Source organism: Nocardioides currus, from assembly GCF_003057875.1.
Classification (GTDB): domain Bacteria; phylum Actinomycetota; class Actinomycetes; order Propionibacteriales; family Nocardioidaceae; genus Nocardioides; species Nocardioides currus.
Map to the genome: position 1 here is coordinate 96781 of NZ_PYXZ01000011.1, position 25161 is coordinate 121941.

Consider the following 25161-nt stretch of genomic DNA (forward strand, 5'->3'; position numbering starts at 1 on the left):
TCACGGGTGACGCATCCTGCGGTTCAGCTCGACGACGTGGTCAAGTCCTTCGGTCCGGTGACCGCGGTGGCGGGCGTCGACCTCGCGATCGCCGACGGCGAGTTCTTCTCGATGCTCGGCCCGTCGGGCTCGGGCAAGACCACGGTGCTGCGCATGATCGCGGGCTTCGAGCAGCCGACGAGCGGTCGGGTGCTGCTCGACGACCGCGACGTCACCGGGGTGCCGCCCTTCGCCCGCGACGTCAACACGGTCTTCCAGGACTACGCCCTCTTCCCGCACATGGACGTGCGCGCCAACGTGGAGTACGGCCTGCGCGTGAAGCGGGTCGGCCGCGCCGAGCGCCGCGAGCGGGCGACGGCCGCACTCGAGACCGTCCGCCTCGGCGGCTACGCCGACCGCCGCCCCACCCAGCTCTCCGGCGGCCAGCGCCAGCGGGTCGCGCTGGCTCGCGCCCTGGTCAACCGTCCGAAGGTGCTCCTCCTCGACGAGCCGCTCGGCGCGCTCGACCTGAAGCTGCGGCGCGAGATGCAGCTGGAGCTCAAGCAGATCCAGCGCGACGTCGGCATCACCTTCGTGTTCGTCACCCACGACCAGGAGGAGGCGCTGACGATGAGCGACCGCATCGCGGTCTTCAACGACGGCCGGATCGAGCAGGTCGACACGCCAGCGCGTCTCTACGAGGCTCCGGCCACGGCGTTCGTGGCCGGCTTCGTCGGCACCTCCAACCTGCTGCGCGGCTCCGACGCACGCGCGGTCTTCGGTCGCGACGGCACCTTCAGCATCCGCCCGGAGAAGATCCACCTCGACGACGACGCCGAGCCCACGAAGGCACGTGGCACGGTGCGGGCCGTGGTCTACCTGGGCTCGGTCAACCACTACCTGGTCGACCTCGACGGCGGGGGCACGCTCACGGTGCTGCGGCAGAACCTGCGCGACAGCACCGACTCCGCCCTCGACCAGGAGGGGCGACGCGTGGCGCTCAGCTGGGACGACGCGCACGTGATCGACCTCGACGACTCGGGCGCCGGCCAGCCGGTCGGCGCAGGCACAGAAACACAGGAGGCGCCATGAAGCTCACCCGACTGGCCGGCGCGGCCGTCGTCCTCGCCCTGTGTGCCGTGGGCTGCGGCACCAGCAGCGACGACAGCGGCGGCAGCGCCGGCGACTCCGACACCCCCGGCGGCTTCACCGCCCCGGACGTCCCCATGGCCAGCGAGCTCGGCGACAACGAGGGCGCGCTGAGCATCCTCGCCTGGCCCGGCTACGCCGAGGACGGCTCGACCGACAAGACCGTCGACTGGGTGACGCCGTTCGAGGAGAAGACGGGCTGCCAGGTCGACGTGAAGACCTTCGGCACCTCCGACGAGGCCGTCTCGCTGATGCAGTCGGGACAGTACGACGTCGTCTCCGCGTCCGGCGACGCGTCGCTGCGCCTCATCGCGGGCGGTGACGTGGCGCCCGTCAACACCGACCTGGTGCCCAACTACGCCGACGTGTGGCCGTTCCTCAAGGACCGGCCGTGGAACTCCGTCGACGACCAGATGTACGGCATCCCGCACGGCTACGGAGCCAACCTGCTGATGTGGCGCACCGACAAGGTCGACCCGGCGCCGACCAGCTGGAGCGCGGTCTTCGACGACTCCTCGGCCTACGCCGGCAAGGTCACGGCGTACGACTCCCCCATCTACATCGCCGATGCCGCGCTCTACCTGATGAACACCCAGCCCGACCTGGGCATCGAGGATCCGTACGCGCTCGACGCCGACCAGCTCGCGGCCGCCGTCGAGCTGCTGAAGGCGCAGAAGGCCAACGTCGGGGAGTACTGGTCGGACTACCTCAAGGAGGTCCAGGCCTTCACGACGGGTGACTCGATCGTCGGCACCACCTGGCAGGTGATCGCCAACCTCGCCGAGGCCGACAAGGTCCCGGTGAAGGCGATCCTCCCCGAGGAGGGCTCGACCGGGTGGTCGGACACCTGGATGGTGGGGAGCGAGACCGAGCACCCCAACTGCGCCTACGCGTGGCTCGACCACATCATCAGCCCCGAGGCCAACGACGCGGTGGCCGAGTGGTTCGGCGAGGCGCCCGCCAGCTCCAAGGCCTGCGAGATCGCGACGAAGGGCTTCTGCGAGAGCTACCACGCGGGCGACGAGGCCTACGCCGAGAAGATCCACTACTGGACCACGCCCATCGAGGAGTGCCTCGACGGCCGCACGGACGTGACGTGCACGACCTACCAGGAGTGGACCCAGGCCTGGACCGAGATCAAGGGCTGACCGCGTGGCGTCGTCAGGGAGCGCAGGACTGCTGCACCGCAGCCCACGGCTGCGGCTCGGGCTGCTGCTCGGGCCGCCGATGCTGTGGCTCGGCGTGCTCTACCTGGGCTCCCTGGCGGCGTTGTTCATCACCTCGTTGTGGACGGTCGACGCCTTCGGCGCCGGGATCCAGCGCACCTGGACGCTGGAGAACTTCCGCACGCTGTTCACCCTCGACGTCTACCGCACCATCACGTTCCGCACCCTGCTCACGGCGGTCGCGGTCACGGTGATCGACGGACTGGTCGCCGTGCCGGTGGCGCTCTTCATGGCGAAGGTCGCCTCGCCGCGCTGGCAACGGATCCTGGTCATCCTGGTCCTGACGCCGCTGTGGGCGTCGTACCTCGTCAAGGCCTACGCCTGGCGCGGCATGTTCTCGACCGGCGGACCGCTCGACTCCGTCGGGCTCTCGCCGGGCTACGGACTGTCGGCCACGATCGTGACGCTGGCCTACCTGTGGCTCCCCTACATGGTCCTGCCGATGTACGCCGGGCTCGAGCGCCTGCCGGACTCGCTGCTCGAGGCATCGGCCGACCTGGGCGCGGGGACGTGGACGACGATGCGACGGGTCGTGCTGCCCGTGCTGTTCCCGGCCGCCGTGGCCGGGTCGATCTTCACGTTCTCGCTCACGCTGGGCGACTACATCGCGGTGAAGATCGTCGGCGGCACCAACCAGCTGCTCGGCAACGTCGTCTACGACAGCTTCCTGACGGGCAACAACATGCCGTTCGCGGCCACGGTGTCGCTGATCCCGGTCGTCGTGATGCTGGCCTACCTCACCGCCGTACGCCGCACCGGGGCCTTGGAGAACCTGTGAGGCTCTCTCCCCTGACCCGTGCGCTGCTGGGTGCGTTCACCGCCCTGGCCCTGGTGTTCGTCTACCTGCCGCTGAGCCTGGTGCTGCTCAACTCGTTCAACACCTCGCGCGCCTTCGCCTGGCCGCCGCCGGGGCTCACGACACGCTGGTGGTCGCAGGCCTGGTCCTCCGACGGGGCCCGGTCGGCGATCGTGGTGTCGCTCGAGGTCGCCGCGATCGCGACCGTCGTCGCGCTGGTGCTGGGCACGATGGCGGCGATGGCCCTGCACCGCTTCCGGTTCTTCGGCCGCGACACCGTCTCGCTCCTGATCATCCTGCCCATCGCCCTGCCCGGGGTGGTCACCGGCATCGCGCTGGCCAACGCGTTCACCACCATGCTGGGCCTCGAGCTCGGCTTCCTGACCGTCGTCGTCTCGCACGCCACCTTCTGCATCGTCACGGTCTTCAACAACGCGATCGCCCGGATGCGCCGGCTCGGCACCACCCTCGAGGACGCCTCGGCGGACCTCGGCGCAGGCACGTTCACCACGTTCCGGCTCGTGACCCTGCCGATGCTGCGCTCGGCGCTGCTCGCCGGTGGACTGCTGTCGTTCGCGCTCAGCTTCGACGAGATCATCGTGACCACCTTCACCGCCGGCTCCGGGGTGACGACGCTGCCCATCTGGATCTACCAGAACCTCTTCCGGCCCAACCAGGCACCGGTCGTCAATGTGGTCGCCGCGGCCCTGATCGTGCTGTCCATCCTGCCGATCTGGCTGGCCCAGCGACTGGCCGGCACGGACGAGAGTGTGGCGGCCGCGCGCTGAGCCATACTGCTCGCGTGAACCGCGGCTACCTCGACCACGCAGGCGTCCTGGCCTTCGCCCACCGCGGTGGTGCGTTCCACCCCGAGATCGAGGGCCTGGAGAACACGATGGCCGCCTTCCGGCACGCCGTCGACCTCGGCTACGTCTACCTCGAGACCGACGTCCACGTGACGGCCGACGGCGTCCTGCTCGCCTTCCACGACGACGTCCTCGACCGCGTGACCGACCGGACGGGCAGCATCGCCGAGACGTCGTACGCCGACGTGCAGGCCGCCCTCATCGGTGGTCGTGAGCGGGTGCCGACGCTGGCCGAGCTGTTCGAGGCCTTCCCGGGCGTCCGTTTCAACATCGACATCAAGTCCGCGGGCTCGGTCGCGGCGCTGGCCGACTTCGTCTCCGCGCACGACGCCTGGGACCGGGTGCTCGTGGGGTCCTTCTCCCGTCGCCGTCTCCAGTCGTTCCGGCGACTGACGCAGGGTCGTGTCGCCACCTCGGCCCACCCCCTCGAGGTCGCCGCCTACGTCCTGTCCCCGAGCGCCCAGCTCGCGCGGCTGCTGACCCGCGGTCGGCCCGACGCGCTCCAGATCCCGCACCGCCGGGGCCGGCTGACGGTCGCCTCCGCCGGACTGGTGCGGCGCGCGCACGCCAACGGCCTGCACGTGCACGTGTGGACCATCGACGACCCGGCCGAGATGAAGGTGCTGCTGGATCGTGGTGTCGACGGGCTGATCAGCGATCGCACCGACATACTCAGCGACGTGCTGCGATCCCGCGGCCAATGGGAGGACAAGTCATGAGCCACGCAAGCCCCGGCGGGATCGCCGACCTCAGGCCGCTCGAGCAGGAGAAGGAGCAGAAGGCCTGGTACTGGTACGACTGGGCCAACAGCGCCTTCGTCACCACCGTCAGCACGGTGATGTTCGCGCCGTACATCATCGCGGTCGCGAAGGACGCGGCGGTCGACAACCGCATCTCCCTGGTCGGCCTGTCCGTCGCCCCGGGCGCCCTGCCGTCCTACCTGGTCACCTTCGCCACGATCCTGTCGGCGCTCCTGCTCCCGCCGCTGGGTGCGCTGATGGACCGCACCGCCAACAAGAAGAAGTGGCTCGGGATCTTCGCCTGGGCCGGCGCGGCCTCGGGCTCGCTGCTGTGGTTCTGCCGCGACGGCAACTGGCAGATCGGCGCCGTGGCGATCATCTTCGCCAACCTGTTCCTGGCCGCGTCGATGGTGGTCAACGACTCGATCCTGCCCCTGATCTCCGACGAGGAGAACCGTGACCGCGTGTCGTCGCGCGGATGGGCCTGGGGCTACCTCGGAGGCGGCCTGCTGCTCGCGGCCAACCTCGCCCTGTTCACCATGCTCCCGTTCGGCCTGACCGAGGGCGAGGCGACCCGCATCAGCATGCTGTCCGCGTGCGTGTGGTGGGCCGGGTTCACGTTCATCCCCTTCCTGCGGCTCAAGGAGCACCCGCCGGCCAACGTCGAGCACGTCGAGGGCAATGTCGTGGCCCGCAGCTTCGGCCAGCTCTTCGCGACGCTGCGCGACATGAAGAACTACCCGATGGCGCTGACGTTCCTGCTCGCCTACCTGTTCTTCAACGACGGCATCCAGACCGTGATCGCGTCGTCCTCGACGTACGGCTCGGAAGAGCTCGGCTTCGGACAGTCGGTCCTCATCGCCACCATCCTGCTCGTGCAGTTCGTCGCCTTCGGTGGGGCGTTGCTGTTCGGGCGCCTGGCCAGGTCGTACGGCGCCAAGCACACGATCCTCGGTGGCCTCGCCATCTGGATGCTGATCGTCACCGCCGCCCTGTTCCTTCCCGCGGAGTCCGTGGTCCCGTTCCTGCTCCTCGGTGTCGCCATCGGCATCGTCCTGGGCGGCACCCAGGCCCTGGCCAGGTCCTACTTCTCGCTGCTCATCCCCCGCGGCAAGGAGGCGGAGTACTTCAGCTTCTACCACGCGATGGACCGCGGGACGTCGTGGTTCGGCACCCTGGTCTTCGGCCTCACCTACCAGTTCACCGACTCCTACCGCCCGGCCGTGTTCGCGCTGATCGTCTTCTTCGTGCTCGGCGGCGCGATCTTGATGCGGGTCGACACCGAGCGCGGGATCCGCGAGGCCGGCAACGACGTCCCCGCCACGATCTGAGCCCGTCGGATCGTTCCAACGTGAGGTGACTCACCCCTGTGGGTAGCAGGCGGGCCGAGATTCCGCGGAACCTTGCCCACCCCGCTACCGTTGATCGAATCGGGACATCGTTCGCCGGCACATCCCGGCGCGAGGACACGCCAGTCCACCCGTCCCGCTTCCGCCCACACCCACGGGCGGTTGTCATCAGCAGCACACTTGGAGGTGGCTCAATGGCGGAGCGCACACTACGCGGCGCGAGGCTCGGCGGCCAGAGCTTTGAAGACGAGCGCGGCATCGAGTTCGCCGCTCGGCAGCAGGTGGGATACCGCTGCGAGCACGGTCACGAGTTCGAGATCACGATGTCGGTCGAGGCCGACATCCCCGCGATCTGGGAGTGCCCGCGCTGCGGCGCGAAGGCGCTCAGCATCGCCGGCATCAAGCCGGAGGAGAAGGCCGAGAAGCCGGCCCGCACCCACTGGGACATGCTCCTCGAGCGTCGGTCCACGCAAGAGCTCGAGGACATCCTCAAGGAGCGCCTGGAGCTGCTGCGCGGCGGCGAGATCGGCCCGGCGCACCTGCACCGCGCCAACGCCAAGAAGCGCAAGGTCTCCTGACCGGCGTCAGTCGACCACTTCGCCCTCCACCACGGGTCCGTCAGGATCCGGGTGGGGGCGTTGTCGATTTGTGGGGCGATCCGTCGGCCGGGTCGTCCCGGGCACGTACGCCGCTGCGCCGGCGCCGACCAGGCGGCGCGTCACGATCCCGGTCAGCACGCGGCGCGCGACGGGTCGGGTGAAGGGCAGGATCAGCACGATCCCGAAGAGGTCGGTGACGAACCCCGGGCTGAGCATGAGGGTGCCGCCGACCAGGATCAGCGCCCCGTCCGCGAGCTCGCGCGCCGGCATCCGCCCGCTGCCGAGCGCCTCGCGCAGGGCGGCGAAGGCTCGTCCGCCCTCGCGCCGGATCAGCCAGGTGCCGAGGATGCTGTCGGCGACCAGCAGCAGGATCGTCCACCACGGGCCGATCACCTGACCGACCTGGATCAGGACGAAGATCTCGAGCAGCGGCACGACCACGAAGGCCACGACGAGCAGCCAGGCGGGGATCCGGAGACGGGTCACGAGGCGCTCCCGCGAGCGACCTTCCGGCTCCGGCGGCGTGCGACGGCGCGTCCTGCCTGCTTGCGTCGCTCCTGCAGGCCCCACCGGGTGATCTTCTTGAGTGACTCGCTGGCCACCTGGCCACTCATCTTGGAGTCGCCGCGGACCCGCTCGATGAACTCGATCGGCACCTCCACGACCTTCAGCCCCGCCACGATGGTGCGGTAGGCCATGTCGGTCTGGAAGACGTAGCCGGTGGAGGTGACCGACGCGAGGTCGATCTTCTCCAGGGTGTGGCGGCGGAAGAGCCGGAAGCCGGCCGTGGCGTCCTTGACACCCATGCCGAGCAGCAGCCGCACGTAGAGGTTGCCGCCACGCGAGAGCAGCTCGCGGCGCCGGGGCCAGTTCACGACCGAGCCGCCCGGCACGTAGCGCGAGCCGATCACCAGGTCGGCGTCGTGCAGCGCGTCCAGGAGCCGGTGCAGCTGCTCGGGCTGGTGGGAGCCGTCGGCGTCCATCTCGCCGATCACGTCGTAGCCCTGCTCGAGGGCCACCGCGAAGCCGTGGAGGTAGGCGGCGCCGAGGCCACCCTTCGCCGTACGGTGCAGGACGTGCACCTGCGGGTCGGCGGCCGCGAGCCGGTCGGCGATGTCCCCGGTGCCGTCGGGCGAGTTGTCGTCGACGACGAGCACATCGGCCTCGGGCACGGCGGTGCGCAGCCGATCGACGATCAGCTCGAGGTTCATGGCCTCGTTGAAGGTGGGGATCACCATCACGATCCGACCCAGCTCGGTCGTGCTCACTGTCTCCCCTTACGTGTGTGCCGTCGCGGACGGCTCGATCACCCGGTCGTGTGCGACGGGCCGGAGCGCATTGTGCCGTCTCCGACGACGATACGTGAGGGTAATGAAGGCAATCGAGCCCAACGTGAGACCCACGACCACGCGACCCGTCCACGGCCCCAGGACGACGGCCGGCGTGAGGTCGTCGTGGAGCACCACGTCACCGCGCACCACGGCCCGGGTGCGTGGATCGGCGGACTCCACGACCTCGCCGTCCGGCGCGATGATGCCGGAGACCCCGTTGATGGCGGCGACCACGACGTAGCGGCCGGTCTCGATGGCCCGCAGCCGGCTGATCTCGAACTGCTGGTCGATCTGCGCGGTGTTGATGAACATCGCGTTGCTCGTCTGGACCGTGACCAGCTGGCCGCCGTTGGCGACCTGCCCGTGGATCGCGTCGTCGTACGACACGTCGAAGCAGATCGCGTCCGCCACCAGCGCGCCCGCGACCCGGAGCGGCTCCAGGCTGGTGCCCCGGGCCATGTCGCGCGGGATGAGCGCGAGCTGGCCGTAGGTGTCGGGGATCAGCGACCCGCGGTAGGGGATGTACTCGCCGTACGGCACGGGATGGCGCTTGGTGTAGCGGTCTCCCCCGCCGAGTCCGGGCTGCCACACGATGCCCTGGTTGAGGATCTCCTTCGGGCGGCTGGAGTCGACCATGCCGCCGACCAGGATCGGTTCGTCGATCGCCGCGGACGCCCGGGTGATCTCGCCGCGGGCCTCGGCGTCGGTGAAGGGGTCGACGGCGGTGGAGTTCTCCGACCAGACCACGAGGTCCACCGGCTCTCCCGCGTCCGCGAGGTCCACCGTGGCGTCGGCGAAGGCGCGGGTGATCTCGCGGTGGTGGGCGAGCACGTCGGTGCCGTCGCCCGGCACGTCCGCCTGCACGGCGGCCACGGCGAGGCTCCTGCCTCCGCTGACGTCGTACGGCGCTGCGACCGGCAGCCAGGTCAGGGCCCCCAGGGCCGTGGCGGCCACCACCGCGACGACCGGGCGCCGCAGCCGCGTGGCCACGGCCCACGCCACCGTGCTGCCGGTGAGCGCGATCAGGAGGCTGACCCCGGTCATGCCGAACCACGGCAGCCCGGACGCCCACGCCGTGTCGACGGTCGCGAAGGACAGTCGTCCCCACGTCAGGCCACCGAAGGGCCACGCTCCGCGCAGCGTCTCGATGCTCACCCAGGCGCAGGCGCACCACCACGGCCACCAGCGCAGCCGGGACACGGCGGACAGCAGCAGGCCCAGCGGGATGAAGTAGACGGACTGCACCACGCTCAGCGCGGCCCAGGCGTCCGACCCGACCGCGCGCAGCCACCACAGGAGCGCGGCGAAGAAAGCTAGCCCGAAGAGCCAGGCGGGAAGCCAGGCGGAGCGGGCACGAGTGCCGCGCACGCTCAGGACGAGCGCGGCCACGCCGATCGGCAGCGCCGGCGCGAATCCCACCGGCGCGAATCCGGTGGAGAGCACGACACCGCCCGCAAGGGCGAGGATGCAGCGGAACAGCACGTGCACACGCTAGCCGTCAGCCCGGAATCGCCGGCGCCCTGCAGGGGAACGGGAGGCGCGCACACCCTTCGGACCAACCCACAGACGACTGGCTGCCGCCGGCGGGAAGTTGTCTACGGAGCGTGCGCTCCTCCCGTGTCAGCCCTCATGGAGCGAACCGACCTCCGTGAACCGGTCAGGTCAGATGCTGGCTTCACACCCCCCGCCCCGGCCACTCGGACGTCGGTCCGCTGACCACGATCTGCATGGGCGGACCGTGGAACCCTGTCTCCACCGCGGTGGAGTGTCAACACGATCCTGACCTGCGACTTCGCGCATCGATGCAGGTCAGGGCGATGCCGCGGCGCGAGAAAAACTCGTGGGAAATTTGCCCGGATCGGCGTGTCGGTGCGTGACACGCCGTGACATTGATGTCGTCGATTCCTGCCTGCGGGTCCGGAGGCAGGCTCGGGCGCGGACCTGCCGGATTCGACCGCGGGCGGCGCGGACCTTGTCTAGGGTCCAGCCATGGCACAGTCGGACCGTTCTCCACACGCGATCTCTCCCCCACCGTTCCCCGACGGCCTCGACAGCGGACCGGTGACCCTGCGCCGCTTCTCCGCCTCCGACGCCGACTGCCTGGTCGAGGCCGGCACCGACGCCGACATCTTGTCCTTCACCAGCCTCGACCAGCTCGCGACCGCCGACGAGGTCGACCACTGGCTCGAGCGCCGGGGCAAGGAGGACGCGGACGGCACGGCCCTGGCGCTGGCGATCACCGAGGACGGTGAGGCCCTCGGCGCGGCCCTGGTGCTGCGCAGCGACCTGGCGGAGGCGAGTGCCGAGGTCGGCTACTGGCTGCTCCCCCGCGGCCGTGGGCGGGGGTTGGCGACGTACGCCCTGCTGGGGCTCCGGGACTGGTGCGCCTCGGCCGGCTTCCAGCGCCTGTCCCTGGTCACCAACCTCGACAACGTGGCCACGCAACGGGTCGCTCGACGCTGCGGCTTCCAGGCCGAGGGCGTGCTGCGGTCCTACGGGTTCGACCGCTACGGGAGGCGCGAGGACGTGCTGGGCTTCTCCTACGTCGTGCCGGGCTGCGAGGCCACGCGATGAGCACCGTGTCGAGCGGATCGAGGACGCCCCGAGCTCGTCGGGGCTCCGGCGTCGACCTGGCGTTGGTGATCGGGGTGGGCGCGTCCACCGTGCTCGCCGTGCTGACCAGCCTCTCGATCCCCACCTCCGTCGTGCTCGGCCTGCTGGTCGGCCTCGTCGGCGCGACCACGACCCTGCAGATCGACACGCTGCTCCGCCTCGAGAAGCGGTTCTCGGCCGATGACTCCCGGCTGATGCTCCTCAAGGAGATCGAACGGGCCCCGGAGATGCTGCCGAGCCTCACCGCCATCGCGGCCGCGACGGCCGAGGCCCTCGAGCGGCACGCCGACCACGAGGAGTTCTCGGGCGCCACCCACGACACCATCGAGACCGCGCGCGCCCAGCTCGCCGGGCTCGCCGACGGCCGGATGGTCCTCGAGGACGGCAACACGAGGTGGATGATGGCCAGGCTCGCCGGCTGCCAGCACTCCGTGCTCGCCACCAGCGTCGACGGCGACCTGAACTGGTGGCTCTCCCCGTCCGGCCAGGCCTACCTCGCCGTGAACGCCCAGCTGTGCAGCAGCAACGTCGTGGTCCAGCGCATCTTCCTGGTCAGCCAGCACGACGCCGCCCTCCGCGACGTGCTCGACGCGCAGGTGCGCGCCGGGGTCCAGGTCCTCGTGCTGCACCCCACCCAGCCGATCCCTGCAGCCCTGATGCGCAACTTCGCGATCTACGACGAGGCCTACCTCGTCGAGGACGAGGTCAATGCGCTCGGCTCGGTGACGGGCTACCTCCACTCGCGCAACGTCACCGACGTCAACGACGCCGTGCGGGCCTTCGAGCGCCTGCGCACGTTGAGCCAGCCCTACGTCCCCAACGCCGCGCCGTCCGTCGCCACGGCCACGCCCGCGCCGCCCGCAGCGGTCCCGAGCCCCTCGGCTCCGTAATATTTGCGGCCTGAGCGATACGAGACGCAATAGTTTTGACTTCGCCGACGTTGAAGCGAGAGACTTTACGCACCACGCGTCGGTGAAAGGACTGCACGACATGACCTCCGGATTCCCCCACCTCAGCCTCGTCGGCGAGCCCACCCCGGCCCTGGTGGCCGCGCTGTCCCACCGTGGCGTCCGCAGTGACGTCGTGGCCGCCATCGAGCAGGTCGACCTCGCGGGGACCGACGCCGTCGTGCTGCTCCCGGGGGCCACGGTGACGCCCGCCCTGGTCGAGGCCGTGCGATCGGGGCTCGGCCTCGTCGCCGTCGGCGGGGTCGATGGTCTCGACGCCCTGGGCCTCGAGGCACACCCGGCCACGCCGAGCTCCGGCCGGCTCGACCGCGAGGCCGTCGCGTGGCCCGCCATCGACCTCTCCGCCCGGGTCGACCTCGCGAGCGTGCCGTGGTCGACCGGCTACGACCTGCACGGGGTCGGCACGCCGCTCGCGGGGACGCACGAGGACACCGCCCTCGGCTCCCTCGTCCTCGACGCCGGTCGGGTCGCCGTCATCGGCCAGGACGGCGACACGCTGGACGGCGAGCTGCTGCTCAACGCCGTCCACCACGTCTCCCGTCGCGCCGAGCAGGCCGCCGGTGGGTCGAGCCTCGCCACCCACCCCGACTGGGTCGCGCTCAAGCAGGCCGTCACCGCGCTGCGCGAGTTCCAGGTCAAGGACGGCTCCGTGCCCGAGGTCGCCGACCACGCACGTGTCGACGCGCTGGTCACCGAGATCGCCGAGCTGCTCCCGCGCCTGGCCCAGCACTTCCCGCACGACGCCGACTACCTGACGGCGCTCGTCAAGGACTTCGACGGCTGGCGCGCGGCAGGCTTCGGCGTACCCGACTTCCACGACTCCCTCGTCGTCTTCGACCCCGCGGGCGCGCGCGGCGACGGTGTCACGCACCTCGTGCTGTTCCCGATGTACACCCAGAACGGCTCGGCCGACCGCCTCTTCGAGGCCGTCCTGATCGAGCTCATCTGGCCGGAGTTCGTGGCCGATCTCGAGGCGGGCGACTACTCCAACAAGCTGTTCCTGCCGATCCGCTTCATCGACTTCACGCCCGGCTACGACACCCACTCGGCGGTGCTCTTCCCCGAGACCGTCGCGATGCGCACCGTCCCCGACTTCACCTGGGGCGGGATCTTCGCCGACCGCGAGGCCGCGCGTTTCCGGCTCGTGGTCTCGGAGGCCGCCCGCGTCACCAGGCTCGCGCTGCCGCCCGAGGTCAAGTGGATGCTCGATCACCAGTCCCTCACCGAGGAGACCTTCGTGATGTGGGACCTGATCCACGACCGCACGCACATGCGCGGCGACCTCCCGTTCGACCCGTTCATGATCAAGCAGCGGATGCCGTTCTTCCTCTACTCCCTGGAGGAGCTGCGCTGCGACCTGACCGCCTTCCGCGAGGCGGTCAAGCTCGAGGCCGAGGGCCTGCCCCACGCCCGGCTCGTGCAGCACGCGATCCTGCTCGACCGGATCTTCCGCTTCTCGATCACCGGTCCGCGCGTGCGCAACTACGACGGCCTCGGCGGGCAGCTGCTCTTCGCCTGGCTGCACCAGGCCGACGTCCTGCACTGGACCGACAACCGCCTCACCGTCGAGTGGGACCGCGTGGCCGAGCACGTGCTCGCGCTCGGCACGGCCATCGAGGAGCTCTACTGGCGCTCGATCGACCGCTCCAAGCTCGCCCACTGGCTGGCCGCCTACGACCTCGTCTCGGCGACCGTCGAGCCCCACCCGGCCTCGGTCTGGGCGCAGGGCAAGCAGGCGCTGCCGCTGACCGGTCCGCTCAAGGAGATGACCGACCTGGTCCTCGACGACGAGTTTCCGCTGTCCATGTTCTTCGAGGCGCTGAGCAAGAAGATGACCGCGACGATCGAGGAGACCGCCGGCATCACGGGAGCCGGACGATGACCGGCTGCGTCGTGGTGGTCGGCGCCGGCGGTGCCGCCGGCCGCGCTGCCGCCGAGGCGATCGTCGCCTCCGGCCGCACCGTGGCGGCGGTCGACCTGCAGGCCCCGGAGATCCCCGGCTGCCACGGCTATGCCGTCGACGCCACCTCGCGCGACGCCGTACGCGCCCTCGCCGCGCAGCTGCGCGACGAGCACGGCGGCGTCGACGGGCTCGTCCACCTGATCGGCGGCTGGCGCGGCGGCAAGGGCTTCACCGCTAACTCCGACGAGGACTGGGAGTGGCTGCGGACGATGCTGGTCGACACCTTGCGCAACACCACGCTCGAGATGCACGACGACCTGGTGGCCTCGCCGTCCGGGCGCGTCGTGATCGTCTCGGCCACGGCGGCCGCCAACCCGACGCCCGGCGGCGCCAACTACGCGACCGCCAAGGCGGCGGCCGAGACCTGGCTGATGGCGATGGCCGACTCGTTCGCGCGCAAGCAGAAGGACACCGGCCTGCGGGCCGCGGCGACGGCGCTGGTGGTCAAGGCCCTGTTGACGCCCGCGATGCGCGAGGAGCAGCCCGACAACGCCTTCGACGGCTACACCGACGTCGCCGACCTAGCCGCCGACCTGGTCCGTATCCTCGACGCCGACCCCGAGGAGATCAACGCGCAGCGGGTCGACCTCACCGCCAGCTGAACGAAAGAGACGCTCCATGTCGCCGACCCTGCACGACGTGAACCTCCGCGCCTTCGCCTCCGACAACTACTCCGGGGCCCACCCGGCGGTTCTCGAGGCCCTGGTCGCCGCCAACGGCGGTCACCAGGTGGCGTACGGCGAGGACGTCTACACCGCCCGCCTCCACGACGTCCTCGAGACCCACTTCGGGCGTCCGGTCGAGGCGTTCCCGGTGTTCAACGGCACCGGTGCCAACGTCGTGGCCCTCCAGAGCCTGCTCCCCCGCTGGGGTGCCGTCGTGTGCGCCCAGACGGCGCACATCCACTGCGACGAGGGCGGTGCCCCCGAGAAGGTCGCCGGCATCAAGCTGCTGCCCGTCCCGACGCCGGACGGCAAGCTCACCCCGGAGCTGATCGCCACCGAGGCGTGGGGATGGGGCGACGAGCACCGCGCCCAGCCACTCGCCGTGTCGATCACCCAGAACACCGAGCTCGGCACCGTCTACACCCCCGACGAGATCGCCGCGATCTGCACGTGGGCCCACGAGCACGGGATGGCCGTGCACATGGACGGCGCACGCATCGCCAACGCCGCAGCCAGCCTCGACCTGCCGCTGTCGGCCTTCACCAGCGACGTCGGCGTCGACGTCGTCTCCCTCGGCGGCACCAAGAACGGCCTGGTGTACGGCGAGGCGGTCGTCGTCCTCGACAGCGAGCGCGCCGCGGGCCTGCCCTACCTCCGCAAGCTCAGCATGCAGCTGCCCTCGAAGATGCGCTTCGTCTCCGCGCAGCTCATCGCCCTGTGGGAGGGCGAATTGTGGCGCGAGGGCGCCGCCCACGCCAACGCGATGGCCGCCCGCCTCGCCGCCGGCGTCGAGGGGCTCGAGGGCGTGCGGATCACCAACCCCGTCCAGGCCAACGCCGTCTTCGTCGTCATCGAGGACGCCGTCGCCGAGAAGCTGCGCGAGCAGTTCCGCTTCTACGACTGGGACGCCGCACGCCACGAGCGCCGCTGGATGTGTGCCTTCGACACCACCGAGGCCGACGTCGACGCCTTCGTCGCCGCGCTGCGGGAGTGCCTGGCCGGCTGAGGGCCTCGCTCAAGTTTCCCCGGCTCGCCGGGGAAATCCCAACATCACGATGCAAGCAAGCACCCCGAAGTCGACAACTCGCCCAAGAAGTCGCTGTGCCGCGTCTCGTCTCCACAGGCTGCCGAGCCGCCGTTTCCACCTCCGCCTGGCGCGGGCACCCTCGCGCCATGGGAACTGATCAACAGGTCGATCTGCAGGGCGTCATACGCCTCCGACGAGAGTTCATTGCCGAGGGCTACACGGACTACCAGCTCAGCCGACTGGTCATGGCCGGCGTGCTGCACCGTGTCCGACACGGCGCGTACGTCGACAAGGAGCTGTGGGACCGGCTGTCGGCCGCTGACAGACACCGCGTGCTGAGTCGTGCTGTGTTGCGAACGGCTCATCCGTCATCGGTGCTGTCGCACGTCTCCGCGGCCGTCGAACGAGGTGTGCCGGTGTGGAACATCGACCTGGACCAGGTTCACACGACCCGCACTGACGGCCAGAGCTCGCGACGCGAAGCCGGCGTCGTCCACCACGTCGGAGACCTGGACGAGGCAGACGTCGAGATCATCAACGGCCTCCGCGTGACGAGAGCTCCGAGGTGCGCCGTCGAGGTGATCGCCACCTCGACGACCGAGGCTGCACTCGTCGTGGTCAATGGGATGCTCAACTCACGGATGATGACCGGTCGCGAGCTGATGTCGGCGGTCAGGGAGATGAAGCACTGGCCGTACACGCTGACTGCGCATCGCGTAACGGCGTTGGCGAGCGACCAGATGGAGTCGGTCGCCGAGACCCGCACCCTCTTCATGTGTTGCCAACAGGGCCTGCCCCGTCCCGAGCCTCAGGTGGTCGTGCGCGACGAGTGGGGTGACGTCTTCGCCCGGGTCGACTTCGCCTGGATCACCCATGGCGTCTTCCTCGAGTTCGACGGCCGGATCAAGTACGAACGCTTCCGACGCGACGGCGAGACGCTCGAGGAGTTCCTCATGCGGGAGAAGAAGCGCGAGGAGCGCATCTGCCAGCTGACCGGGTGGGTCTGCATCCGTATCGGGTGGGCTGACCTGGAGAGACCGGCGGCCACAGCTCGCCGGATCCGAGGCGTCCTCGACAGCCGCCGCGGCGCCATGGGTGCCTGACTCCCCGCGGCAGTTGTGAACTTCCGGTGGTTTGCATGCCTCCAGAAGTTGCGGTTTCCCCGGCGAGCCGGGGAAACCAAACGATCCAGAGGGCCCTCAGCCCAGGGAGCGGTTCTCGTACGGCGTCGAGAGCACGATCGTCGTCCGCGTCGAGACGTTGGCGGCGGCGCGGATGCGACCGAGCAGGTCCTCGAGGTCGCGCGGGGTGGCGACCCGGATCTTGAGGATGTACGACTCGTCACCGGCCACCGACCAGCACGACTCGATCTCGGGGATCTCCTCGAGGCGCTCGGGGTAGTCGTCGGGCTGCGAGGGGTCGATCGGCGTGATCGAGATGAACGCCGTCAGCGGCCGGCCGAGCTGCTCGTGGTCGACCTGGGCGCCGTACCCCCGGATCAGTCCGCGCGTCTCGAGCCGCTTGACCCGCTGGTGCACGGCGGAGGTCGACAGGCCGGTCGCCTTGCCGAGGTCGGTGAAGGACATCCGCCCGTCGTCCGCCAGCAGGGACAGGATCAAGCGGTCGGTGGTCTCCACGGCAGGGCTCGTCACGGGCTCAGAGTAGCGACGAGTCGTGGCAGGATCCGCGTGTGACCGCCCAGCGACTGATGCTCCTCGACACGGCCTCCCTCTACTTCCGCGCGTTCTTCGGCGTGCCCGACTCCGTGCAGGCCCCGGACGGCACGCCGGTCAACGCCGTGCGGGGGTTGCTCGACTTCATCAGCCGGCTCGTCGAGGAGTACCAGCCGACCCATCTCGTGTGCTGCTGGGACAACGACTGGCGTCCGCAGTGGCGCGTCGACCTGATCCCCTCCTACAAGGGCCACCGCGTCGTCGCGGCGCGCTCCGGCGTGCCCGACATCGAGGAGGTCCCCGATCCGCTGGAGGCCCAGATCCCGGTGATCGTCGAGGTGCTCAGCGCCTTCGGGATCAGCATCGTCGGCGCCGACGGCTACGAGGCCGACGACGTCATCGGCACCCTCGCCACCGGTGCCTCCATGCCGGTCGACATCGTCACCGGCGACCGCGACCTCTTCCAGCTCGTCGACGACGCGGCCGGGGTGCGCGTGCTCTACGTCGCGCGCGGGGTCGCCAAGCACGAGCGGATGACCGAGCACGCGGTGGTCGAGAAGTACTCCGTGCTCCCCCAGCAGTACGCCGACTTCGCCACCCTGCGCGGCGACGCCTCCGACGGCCTCCCCGGCGTCGCGGGCGTCGGCGACAAGACCGCGGCGAGCCTGCTCCTGACGTACGGCGACCTGGCGGGCATCCGCGCGGCCGCGGCCGACCCCGAGTCGGCGCTCGGTCCGGGCCCGCGGGGCAAGATCACCGCGGCCTCCGACTACCTCGAGGTCGCCCCGACCGTCGTCGCCGTGGCCCGCGACGTCGACCTCGGCTCGCCCGACTGCTCGTTGCCGAGCGCGCCGGTCGACCCGGACGGCCTCGCCGCCCTCGCCGAGCGCTGGGGCCTTTCCAGCCCCGTCGAGCGGCTCACGGGGGTCCTGGCGGCCCTCTGAGGTCGCGCTGCGAGGTCGCGGCTACTCCGCCACCGACGAGTAGGCGACCACACCCCGCTTGAGCGCGGCCACCGTCTGACGGGCGGTCTTGCGCAGTGGGGTGTCGCCGGCGGCGTCGGCGACCTGGCCGGCGAGGTCGAGGAGCTGCTTCATCCAGCGCACGAAGTCGCCGGCGGCGAGGTCGGTCCCGCCGAGGACCACGTCGAGGTCGTCGCCCTCGGCCCAGCGGTAGGCGGCCCACGCGAAGCCGAGGTCGGGCTCGCGCAGGAAGTCGAGCTTGTTGTCGCGCTCCAGGGCGTCGAGCTGGCCCCACACACGCACGGTCTCGACGAGCGCCGCCTGAACCCGCCCGCCCGGGACCCGCGGCGCGGTGGCGTCGTCGGCGCGCCGCGCCTCGTAGACGAGCGACGAGAGCACCGACGCGAGCTCGGAGGGGCTCAGGTCGTCCCACAGGCCTTCGCGCAGCGACTCGGCGGCGACCAGGTCCATGTCGGTGTAGATCCGTCGCAGGTGGCGCCCGCGCTCGGTGACGGTGTCGCCCTCGAGGTAGCCCAGGGCGGTGAGCACGTTGCAGACCCGGTCGAAGGTCCGCGCCACCGTGTTGGTGCGCGACTCGACCCGACGCTTGAGCGTCTCGGCGTCGCGGCCCAGCTTGAAGGCGCGCTCGGCCCAGCGGGCGTGGTCCTCGCGCTCGGGGCACTGATGGCACGGGTGCTGCTTCAGCTTCGCGCGGAGCTCGGCGATCTCGCGGTCGACCGGGCTGTCGGCGAAGGAGTCGCGGCTCACCGCTCGGCGCGGCGGCGGCGTGAGGTCGTGGGTCTTGGACCTCAGCGCCGAGGCGAGGTCGCGGCGCATCGCCGGGTTGCGCCCGTTGAACGTCTTCGGGATCCGCATCCGGGTGATCGCCTCGACCGGAGTGGCGAAGTCGACGGGCGAGAGCCGGCGCGCCTGCCGGTCGGCGGTCAGGACGTAGGGCCGTGGCTCGTGGCCGCTGGTCCCGGGGTCGAGGACGACCGCGTAGCCGGCGAACTTGCCGTTGGGGACCATGATCACGTCGCCCGGCCTCAGCCTGGCCAGCGACGCCATCGCCTCGTCGCGTCGACCCGACCGACGTTCCCGGGCCGCGCCCTTCTCGACCTCGGAGATGCGGCGGCGCAGCGCGGCGTACTCCATGAAGTCGCCCTGGTGGCAGGTGGCCGCCTCCTGGTAGCCCTCGAGCGCCTCCTGGGCCTTCTGCAGCTGCCGGGCGAGGCCGACGACGGCCCGGTCGGCCTGGAACTGCGCGAACGACTGCTCCAGCAGCTCGCGCGAGCGCTCCCGGCCGAACTGGTGCACCAGGTTGACCGCCATGTTGTACGACGGCCGGAAGGAGCTGCGGAGCGGATACGTGCGCGTGGAGGCGAGTCCGGCGACCTCGCGGGGGTTCATGCCGGGCTGCCAGAGGACGACGCCGTGTCCCTCGACGTCGAGTCCGCGTCGGCCGGCGCGGCCGGTGAGCTGGGTGTACTCCCCCGGCGTGATGTCGGCGTGCGTCTCGCCGTTCCACTTGGCCAGCTTCTCGATGACGACCGTGCGGGCGGGCATGTTGATGCCGAGGGCGAGGGTCTCGGTGGCGAACACGGCCTTCACCAGCCCGCGCAGGAAGAGCTCCTCGACGCAGGACTTGAAGGTCGGCAGCATGCCCGCGTGATGGGCGGCCACGCCGCGGGTCAGCCCGTCGAGGAACTCGTGGTAGCCGAGCACCTCGAGGTCGTCGTCGGGCAGGTGGCGACAGCGCTCCTCGACGTACGCGAAGATCTCGTCGCGCTCCTCGGTCGTGGTCAGCCGCACGTTGGCTGACAGGCACTGGGTGACGGCCGCGTCGCAGCCGACCCGCGAGAAGATGAACGTGATGGCGGGCAGCAGCCCCTCGCGGTCGAGGCGCTCGATCACCTCCACCCGGCTCGGGATCCACACGCGGCGCCCGTTGCCGACGCTGCGCGGGTTCTTGGACGAGCCCGGCTTGCCCTTGCGCGAGGAGCGCCGGTCGCGCATCAGGCGCGAGCTGGCCCAGTCGTCGCGCGCGATGCGCACCAGCTCGTCGTTGACGGGGGCGCCCTCCTTCACGAAACCGGCGCTGGCGTCGACGTCGGAGGACGCGAACAGGTCGAAGAGCCGCTTGCCGACCATCACGTGCTGGAACAGCGGCACCGGCCGGCGCTCCTCGACGATCGTGGTCGTGTCGCCGCGCACGGTGGCCAGCCACTCGCCGAACTCCTCGGCGTTGGACACCGTCGCCGACAGCGAGACCAGCGTGACCGACTCGGGCAGGTGGATGATCACCTCCTCCCAGACCGCGCCGCGCATCCGGTCGGCGAGGTAGTGCACCTCGTCCATCACCACGAAGCCCAGGCCCAGGAGCGTCCGCGAGCCCGCGTAGAGCATGTTGCGCAGCACCTCGGTGGTCATCACCACGATGGGTGCCTCGCCGTTGACCACGTTGTCGCCGGTCAGCAGCCCGACCTTCTCGGGGCCGTAGCGCGCGACCAGGTCGTTGAACTTCTGGTTGCTCAGCGCCTTGATCGGCGTCGTGTAGAAGCACTTGCGCCCGGTCTCGAGGGCCAGGTGTACGGCGAACTCCCCGACGATCGTCTTGCCCGACCCGGTCGGCGCCGCGACCAGCACGCCGCGACCGTCCTCGATCTCCCGGCAGGCGCGGGCCTGGAAGTCGTCCAGCGGGAAGTCGTAGAGGCCCGCGAAGCCCTCGTAGACGCTTGTGGTGCTCACGCGAACACCACCAGCGACGCGGGCTCACAGGTCACGGTCAGGGGCAGCGCCCCGAACCGTTCCCCGTCCGCGTAGGACACCACCCCCGGGGCTGCCACGGTCACGCTGCGGACCCGGTGGTGCTCGTACTCCGCCACGCTCGTGTGGGTGCCGGAGAACAGCTTGGGGTAGGTGCGCACCAGCTTGGGCTTGGTCATGCTGCTGATGATGACGACATCGAGCAAGCCGTCGTCGAGCAGGGCCCCCTCGGTGATGCGGAGGCCACCGCCGTACGACGTCCCGTTGCCGACCGCGACGAGCATCGCGTCCCGTCGCAGGGCGACCCCGTCGAGGTCGAGCGTGAACGGCAGCGGCCTGAACGTCCGCAGCTCGAGGAGCGTGGCGAGGTTGTAGCGCATCTGTCCCCGGGGCCAGGTCATGTCGTTGGCCCGCTCGTTGACGATGGCGTCGAAGCCGGCCGCGAGGACCGTGACGAACCAGCGCGAGCCGGAGCGAGCCAGGTCGACCGTGCGGGTGTGCGAGCCGATGACGCGGTCGGCGGCGGCGAGGGGATCGGCACGGGGCAGGTCGAAGTAGCGGGCGACGTCGTTGCCGGTGCCGGCCGGGATGATGCCGAGCGGGATGCCGGTGCCGGCCAGCACCTGGGTCGCCAGGTGCACGAGCCCGTCGCCCCCGCAGACGACCAGCGAGTCGACCCCGTCGGCGACGCTGGCGCGGGCCAGGTCGAGGGCCTCGTCCGCGTCACGCCCCTCGAGGTTGCGCACGACCAGCCCCGCGTCGCGCAGGCGGTCCAGGGCGGTCTGGCGGTAGCGCGCGCCCTTGCCCCTGCCCGACGTGGGGTTGGTGAGGAGGGCGATCTCGCGGGCCATGTCGCGACCCTATCCAGCGTCAGCGACGACCCCGCCTGTCCGCGCCGATGCGGAGCAGAGCAGCCATCCGGTCGGGCGATCCGCCCACGGCCCGCGCCAGCCGGGCGAGGGCGTCGAGGACGCGATCGGCGTCGAAACGGGTGCCAGGCACGGCGAGCACCAGCCGATCGGCGTACGACCCGAGGAGCACCTGGTCGTGCTTCCACGCCTGGTGGGCACGCAACCGCGACGCGTCGTCGGTGACCGGCACGGGGTAGGCCTCGTCGACCGCCAGGAGGTCGCAGGCCAGGACCGAGTCCTCCACCACCAGCCGGCCGGGGACGAGGTGTCCGGACCGGAGCCCCTCGTCGGCGTGCCAGACGACCTCGCCGACGCCGAGCCACTCGGGCAGGTCGAAGGGATCGACGTCGATGATCGGCGTGGGATCCATGCCGGTCACTGTGTCAGATGGACGACGGCTCGTCGGGGTCAGATGGACGACAGCTCGTCGGGCGAGAGCCCCGCGTTGGCCTTGGCGGCGGCCCGGCGACGGTCGTTCCACCGGGCGATGAGCTCGGAGATGAAGAACAGCAGCACCATCGGCACGGCCATGAAGGTCATCGTGAACGGGTCGGCCGACGGGGTCGCGACGGCCGCGAAGATGAAGATGCCGACGATGATCCACGGCCGGTGGGCACCGAGAGCCTTGCCCGACACGACGCCGGCCAGGTTGAGCATCACCACGAAGACCGGGATCTCGAAGGCGAGGCCGAACACCAGCAGGGTGCGCGTGAAGAACTGGAGATACTCGTTGAAGTCGACGAGGTTGAGGAGGTCCTCGGGGTTGAAGCCGATCAGCACCTCGAGGCCCTTGGGCAGCGTGACGTAGCCCAGCACGATGCCCACCAGGAACAACGGGCCGGCGACCGCGGCGAAGACCCGCGACCACTTGCGCTCGTTGGGGTGCAGGCCCGGGAGGATGAACGCCCAGATCTGGTAGAGCCAGAACGGCGCGGTCGCCACGATCGAGGTGAAGCCGCAGAGCTTCAGCCACAGCATCAGGCCGCCGCCGGCCCCGCTCGTGGTGGACTGCGTCGTGCCCGCGGGCAGCGCGTCCTTGGCCTGCTGGTAGGGCCCGCTGACGAACTCGTAGAGGTCGTAGCGGAAGTAGAGCGCGATGGCGAGGCCGATGATGATGAACGTCCCGGCACGCAGGACGCGGCCGCGCAGCTCACGCAGGTGGTCGCCCAGCGCCATCTGGCCGCCGGGGCCTACGGCCTGGGCGGGCTTGGTCGAGTAGAGACGGATGAACCGTCCGGCGAGGCTCACCGAGGTCTGGTCGTGGCGCCCGGCTCAGCCGGTGTGCTTGTCGGTGCGGGGCTGGGGGTCGACCACCGGATCGACGACCGGATCGACGACCGGATCGACGACGGGGTCGACGGCGGACTGCTGCGTCGGGGGCAGCTCGGGGGCCAGTGGCGCCGGCTTGTCGTCCTCGTCGTCACGCAGGCCCTTGGTCTCGGTCTTGAAGATCCGCAGCGCCTGACCGGTGCCGCGCGCCAGCTCAGGAAGCTTCGCGGCACCGAAGACGAGCACCACGATCGCGAGGATGACCAGCCATTCCGCACCCTGCGGCATACCGATCAGCGGGTTGATCATGAAGAGCTCCCAAAGTCGAGGTTGTCTGCGTCGTTCATCCTACGCCGGGCACCTCATAGAGGCTGAGCGCCGCCCGTGCACTCGCTGTGAACGACTCGGCGAAGTCGCGCGGCTCGAGGACCTCGGCGTGCGGGGCGATGCGGAAGAGCAGCTGGTGCAGCCACGCCTCGCTCGCCACGTCGAGGACCACGTCGAGGGCGCCGTCCGGGCCGGGCGTCGAGGAGACGACCGGGTAGTACTCCGGCACCCACTGCGCCTCGGGCGCGAGGCGGAGCGTGACCGGCACGGTCTCCCCGTCGCCGCTGAACCAGCCGCCGCTCAGGTCGCGCGGCTCGGCGGCCCGCTCCGTGACGGGGTCGGGCAGCTCGCTCGCGACCACGATCCGGTCGAGGCGGAAGGCGCGGTCGGCGTTGGCGGTGTGGCACCAGGCGTCGAGGTACGTCGCGTCGCCGACCCGGGTGATCGCCCGCGGCTCCACGACGCGCGTGGACTGGTCGTCCCGGCTCGGCACGTAGTAGGAGATCTCGAGCTGCCGACCGCGCTCGATCGCCCCCTGGAGCACCGGGAGCAGCTCGGCGCTCGGGGTCTCGTCGGCCTCGACGTGGATCTGCTGCGCGGCCGTCGCGGCACCCGCCGCCTCGAGCTTGGACAGGGTCCGGGCGACGACCTCCCGCGTCTCGGCCGAGGTGCTCTGCTCGAGCGCCCGCAGCGCGACCACCAGGGCCGCGGCCTCGGACGGACCGAACCGCACGGGCCGGGCGAGGTAGTCGGCGTTGTCGACGCGGATGATCCCCTCGCCCTCGAGGGCGTCGAGGTCGACGTTGATCAGGTCGTCGGGGAACCCCCCGGGCAGCCCGCACATGAAGAGCACGCGCAGGTCCTTGTCGAGCTGCGCGACGTCGACACCGAGCACCGCGGCGGCCTCGGAGATCCGCACCTCGCCGCGCTGGTGGAGGTAGGGCACGAGTGCCAGCAGCCGCCCGACCTGCTCGCGGGCCGCGTGCACCACGGGCTTCGGCGCGCTCATCGCGCGACCCCGCCCAGCCGGGCGACGATCTCGTCGCGCAGCTCGGCCGGTCCCTCGACGAGGGCGGTGGCGCCCAGGGCGAGCACCGCGTTGACCAGGTCACGCAGCTGGCCGCTGACCGTGAGCCGGTCCCACTCGGACGCGTCGTCGGGCCCCGTCACGTCCGCCTCGACGGCGCTCGCCGTCCGGCGCAGGGCGACGCCGGCGCGTTGCCGCACCAGCACCGTCGCCTCGATGTCGGGCGTGCTGTGGACCAGGCGCTGGGCGATCGCCTGGACGTCGGTGCCGACCGGGACGTCGTACGCCGCGGAGCGACCGGTCAGGGACACCTTGCCCTGCACCCGGGAGAGCCGGAAGACGCGCTCGGCCTGGCGGTCGAGGTCGTGGCCCACGACGTACCAACGACCGGACGAGCGGACCACGCCCCACGGCTGGAGGCGGCGTGAGGTCGTCTCGGCCCCGGGGCGGCGGTAGTCGAAGGTGATGACGCGGCGCTTCTGGGTGGCCTCCCAGCAGGCGTCGAAGGCCGGCTCCTCGGCGCGCAGGCTGGGCGGGACCAGGTCGAGACGGCTGGTGTCGACCTCCACCCCCTGCGCAGCCAGCTTGCGCATGGCCTCGGTGGTGGCGCGCGCCAGGGTGGCCTGCTCCCAGGCGCGGGCGGCGATGCCGAGCACGGCCGCCTCGTCGGCCTCGAACCTGATCTCGGGCAGCGACGAGGTGTCGGGCGAGATGCGATAGCCCGGCTCGTCGTCGAAGTAGCTGTCGAGCGAGCCGACCTCGATCACCACGCCGAGCTCGCGCAGGTCCTCCTTGTCGCGCTCGAAGGCCTTCTCGAAAGCCTCGAGGCCCTTGGCGTCGTCCCCGTAGTCGCCGTAGTGGGCGCGCCGGATGTCCTGCTTGGAGACGAAGCGGGTCTGGGCGAGCAGCATGATGTAGAGGTTGAGCAACCGCTCGGACTTCTCCGCCATGCTGC

General features: G+C 70.7%; 25 protein-coding genes. 14 read left to right on the forward strand and 11 right to left on the reverse strand.

Translation table 11 applies throughout. The features are described from left to right. Positions 1-6 precede the first annotated feature (6 nt). The 7 genes from C7S10_RS19910 (at position 7) to C7S10_RS19940 (ending at position 6683) form a co-directional block, all read left to right on the forward strand. The gene (locus C7S10_RS19910) at positions 7-1071 is read left to right on the forward strand and encodes an ABC transporter ATP-binding protein (RefSeq protein WP_108346299.1); all 1065 of its coding nucleotides are present in this window, start codon (positions 7-9) and stop codon (positions 1069-1071) included. Continuing rightward, entirely contained in the window at positions 1068-2276 is a 1209-nt protein-coding gene (locus C7S10_RS19915) for an ABC transporter substrate-binding protein (RefSeq protein ID WP_108346301.1), read from the forward strand. The genes C7S10_RS19910 and C7S10_RS19915 overlap by 4 nt, the downstream gene beginning before the upstream one ends. 4 nt (positions 2277-2280) lie before the next feature. Next, complete coding sequence (locus tag C7S10_RS19920; RefSeq protein WP_243395493.1) at positions 2281-3132, forward strand: ABC transporter permease; 852 nt, start codon at positions 2281-2283, stop codon at positions 3130-3132. After that, positions 3129-3938 carry an ABC transporter permease gene (locus C7S10_RS19925; protein WP_108346303.1) on the forward strand — a complete coding sequence of 270 codons (810 nt, stop codon included), beginning with the start codon at positions 3129-3131 and terminating at the stop codon, positions 3936-3938. The genes C7S10_RS19920 and C7S10_RS19925 overlap by 4 nt, the downstream gene beginning before the upstream one ends. A gap of 14 nt (positions 3939-3952) precedes the next feature. Further along, entirely contained in the window at positions 3953-4735 is a 783-nt protein-coding gene (locus tag C7S10_RS19930; RefSeq protein WP_207769490.1) for a glycerophosphodiester phosphodiesterase family protein, read from the forward strand. Further along, on the forward strand, positions 4732-6087 hold the full coding sequence (locus C7S10_RS19935) for an MFS transporter (protein ID WP_108346305.1): 1356 nt from the start codon (positions 4732-4734) through the stop codon (positions 6085-6087). Before C7S10_RS19930 ends, C7S10_RS19935 begins: the two co-directional genes overlap by 4 nt. A 212-nt stretch (positions 6088-6299) precedes the next feature. Further along, the gene (locus C7S10_RS19940; RefSeq protein ID WP_108346307.1) at positions 6300-6683 is read left to right on the forward strand and encodes an RNA polymerase-binding protein RbpA; all 384 of its coding nucleotides are present in this window, start codon (positions 6300-6302) and stop codon (positions 6681-6683) included. A 6-nt stretch (positions 6684-6689) separates the two neighbouring features. On the opposite strand, the gene C7S10_RS19945 is transcribed toward C7S10_RS19940, so the two are convergent. From C7S10_RS19945 to lnt, 3 genes are read right to left on the reverse strand one after another with little or no spacing between them, the layout of a single operon-like run. After that, on the reverse strand, positions 6690-7190 hold the full coding sequence (locus C7S10_RS19945; protein WP_108346309.1) for an FxsA family protein: 501 nt from the start codon (positions 7188-7190) through the stop codon (positions 6690-6692). Next, positions 7187-7942: a polyprenol monophosphomannose synthase gene (locus C7S10_RS19950; protein WP_108346460.1), complete on the reverse strand. Its 756-nt coding sequence runs from the start codon at positions 7940-7942 to the stop codon at positions 7187-7189. The genes C7S10_RS19945 and C7S10_RS19950 overlap by 4 nt, the downstream gene beginning before the upstream one ends. Positions 7943-7981: 39 nt before the next feature. Beyond that, entirely contained in the window at positions 7982-9517 is a 1536-nt protein-coding gene (lnt, locus tag C7S10_RS19955; RefSeq protein WP_165807248.1) for an apolipoprotein N-acyltransferase, read from the reverse strand. Positions 9518-10024: 507 nt separating this feature from the next. On the opposite strand from lnt, the gene C7S10_RS19960 reads away from it, so the two are divergent. The 6 genes from C7S10_RS19960 (at position 10025) to C7S10_RS19985 (ending at position 16374) form a co-directional block, all read left to right on the forward strand. Further along, positions 10025-10609 (forward strand): GNAT family N-acetyltransferase, encoded by a 585-nt coding sequence (locus C7S10_RS19960; RefSeq protein WP_108346314.1) that lies wholly within the window; start codon positions 10025-10027, stop codon positions 10607-10609. Next, positions 10606-11538, forward strand: coding sequence for a hypothetical protein (locus tag C7S10_RS19965; protein WP_133176573.1), 933 nt, complete (start codon positions 10606-10608; stop codon positions 11536-11538). Before C7S10_RS19960 ends, C7S10_RS19965 begins: the two co-directional genes overlap by 4 nt. Positions 11539-11638: 100 nt before the next feature. Beyond that, the gene (locus C7S10_RS19970) at positions 11639-13498 is read left to right on the forward strand and encodes a DUF6421 family protein (protein ID WP_207769491.1); all 1860 of its coding nucleotides are present in this window, start codon (positions 11639-11641) and stop codon (positions 13496-13498) included. Continuing rightward, positions 13495-14181: an SDR family NAD(P)-dependent oxidoreductase gene (locus C7S10_RS19975; RefSeq protein WP_108346318.1), complete on the forward strand. Its 687-nt coding sequence runs from the start codon at positions 13495-13497 to the stop codon at positions 14179-14181. The genes C7S10_RS19970 and C7S10_RS19975 overlap by 4 nt, the downstream gene beginning before the upstream one ends. A gap of 16 nt (positions 14182-14197) precedes the next feature. Beyond that, entirely contained in the window at positions 14198-15250 is a 1053-nt protein-coding gene (locus C7S10_RS19980; RefSeq protein ID WP_108346320.1) for a threonine aldolase family protein, read from the forward strand. Beyond that, complete coding sequence (locus tag C7S10_RS19985) at positions 15235-16374, forward strand: type IV toxin-antitoxin system AbiEi family antitoxin domain-containing protein (RefSeq protein ID WP_133176574.1); 1140 nt, start codon at positions 15235-15237, stop codon at positions 16372-16374. The genes C7S10_RS19980 and C7S10_RS19985 overlap by 16 nt, the downstream gene beginning before the upstream one ends. 96 nt (positions 16375-16470) lie before the next feature. Here C7S10_RS19985 and C7S10_RS19990 read toward each other — a convergent pair whose 3' ends face one another. Next, complete coding sequence (locus C7S10_RS19990; protein ID WP_108346324.1) at positions 16471-16923, reverse strand: Lrp/AsnC family transcriptional regulator; 453 nt, start codon at positions 16921-16923, stop codon at positions 16471-16473. A 56-nt stretch (positions 16924-16979) separates the two neighbouring features. On the opposite strand from C7S10_RS19990, the gene C7S10_RS19995 reads away from it, so the two are divergent. Beyond that, a complete protein-coding gene (locus C7S10_RS19995) occupies positions 16980-17888 on the forward strand; it encodes a 5'-3' exonuclease (RefSeq protein WP_108346464.1) in 909 nt (302 codons plus the stop codon). Positions 17889-17909: 21 nt separating this feature from the next. Here the strand turns inward: C7S10_RS19995 and C7S10_RS20000 are convergent, their stop codons facing one another. From C7S10_RS20000 to C7S10_RS20030, 7 genes are read right to left on the reverse strand one after another with little or no spacing between them, the layout of a single operon-like run. Next, on the reverse strand, positions 17910-20654 hold the full coding sequence (locus tag C7S10_RS20000) for a DEAD/DEAH box helicase (protein ID WP_108346326.1): 2745 nt from the start codon (positions 20652-20654) through the stop codon (positions 17910-17912). Continuing rightward, positions 20651-21523 carry a diacylglycerol kinase gene (locus C7S10_RS20005; protein ID WP_108346328.1) on the reverse strand — a complete coding sequence of 291 codons (873 nt, stop codon included), beginning with the start codon at positions 21521-21523 and terminating at the stop codon, positions 20651-20653. The genes C7S10_RS20000 and C7S10_RS20005 overlap by 4 nt, the downstream gene beginning before the upstream one ends. A gap of 19 nt (positions 21524-21542) precedes the next feature. Further along, positions 21543-21953, reverse strand: coding sequence for a hypothetical protein (locus C7S10_RS20010; RefSeq protein WP_133176575.1), 411 nt, complete (start codon positions 21951-21953; stop codon positions 21543-21545). A 38-nt stretch (positions 21954-21991) separates the two neighbouring features. Continuing rightward, the gene (gene tatC, locus C7S10_RS20015) at positions 21992-22831 is read right to left on the reverse strand and encodes a twin-arginine translocase subunit TatC (protein ID WP_243395494.1); all 840 of its coding nucleotides are present in this window, start codon (positions 22829-22831) and stop codon (positions 21992-21994) included. Positions 22832-22855: 24 nt separating this feature from the next. Continuing rightward, positions 22856-23161 (reverse strand): twin-arginine translocase TatA/TatE family subunit, encoded by a 306-nt coding sequence (gene tatA, locus C7S10_RS22910; protein ID WP_243395495.1) that lies wholly within the window; start codon positions 23159-23161, stop codon positions 22856-22858. Positions 23162-23195: 34 nt separating this feature from the next. Then, positions 23196-24188 (reverse strand): helix-turn-helix transcriptional regulator, encoded by a 993-nt coding sequence (locus tag C7S10_RS20025; RefSeq protein ID WP_108346332.1) that lies wholly within the window; start codon positions 24186-24188, stop codon positions 23196-23198. Next, positions 24185-25156, reverse strand: a complete 972-nt coding sequence (locus C7S10_RS20030) for a helix-turn-helix transcriptional regulator (RefSeq protein WP_108346334.1) — start codon at positions 25154-25156, stop codon at positions 24185-24187. The genes C7S10_RS20025 and C7S10_RS20030 overlap by 4 nt, the downstream gene beginning before the upstream one ends. Between the last annotated feature and the right edge of the window lie 5 nt (positions 25157-25161).

Bases quoted from the DNA above. Each gene is read 5' to 3' on its own strand.
- C7S10_RS19915 (WP_108346301.1), top strand. From the start codon at position 1,068: ATGAAGCTCACCCGACTGGCCGGCGCGGCCGTCGTCCTCGCCCTGTGT.
- C7S10_RS19935 (WP_108346305.1), top strand. From the start codon at position 4,732: ATGAGCCACGCAAGCCCCGGCGGGATCGCCGACCTCAGGCCGCTCGAG.
- C7S10_RS19940 (WP_108346307.1), top strand. From the start codon at position 6,300: ATGGCGGAGCGCACACTACGCGGCGCGAGGCTCGGCGGCCAGAGCTTT.
- C7S10_RS19950 (WP_108346460.1), bottom strand. From the start codon at position 7,942: ATGGTGATCCCCACCTTCAACGAGGCCATGAACCTCGAGCTGATCGTC.
- C7S10_RS19960 (WP_108346314.1), top strand. From the start codon at position 10,025: ATGGCACAGTCGGACCGTTCTCCACACGCGATCTCTCCCCCACCGTTC.
- C7S10_RS19965 (WP_133176573.1), top strand. From the start codon at position 10,606: ATGAGCACCGTGTCGAGCGGATCGAGGACGCCCCGAGCTCGTCGGGGC.
- C7S10_RS19970 (WP_207769491.1), top strand. From the start codon at position 11,639: ATGACCTCCGGATTCCCCCACCTCAGCCTCGTCGGCGAGCCCACCCCG.
- C7S10_RS19975 (WP_108346318.1), top strand. From the start codon at position 13,495: ATGACCGGCTGCGTCGTGGTGGTCGGCGCCGGCGGTGCCGCCGGCCGC.
- C7S10_RS19980 (WP_108346320.1), top strand. From the start codon at position 14,198: ATGTCGCCGACCCTGCACGACGTGAACCTCCGCGCCTTCGCCTCCGAC.
- C7S10_RS19995 (WP_108346464.1), top strand. From the start codon at position 16,980: ATGCTCCTCGACACGGCCTCCCTCTACTTCCGCGCGTTCTTCGGCGTG.
- C7S10_RS20005 (WP_108346328.1), bottom strand. From the start codon at position 21,523: ATGGCCCGCGAGATCGCCCTCCTCACCAACCCCACGTCGGGCAGGGGC.
- C7S10_RS20010 (WP_133176575.1), bottom strand. From the start codon at position 21,953: ATGGATCCCACGCCGATCATCGACGTCGATCCCTTCGACCTGCCCGAG.
- tatA (WP_243395495.1), bottom strand. From the start codon at position 23,161: ATGATCAACCCGCTGATCGGTATGCCGCAGGGTGCGGAATGGCTGGTC.
- C7S10_RS20025 (WP_108346332.1), bottom strand. From the start codon at position 24,188: ATGAGCGCGCCGAAGCCCGTGGTGCACGCGGCCCGCGAGCAGGTCGGG.
- C7S10_RS20030 (WP_108346334.1), bottom strand. From the start codon at position 25,156: ATGGCGGAGAAGTCCGAGCGGTTGCTCAACCTCTACATCATGCTGCTC.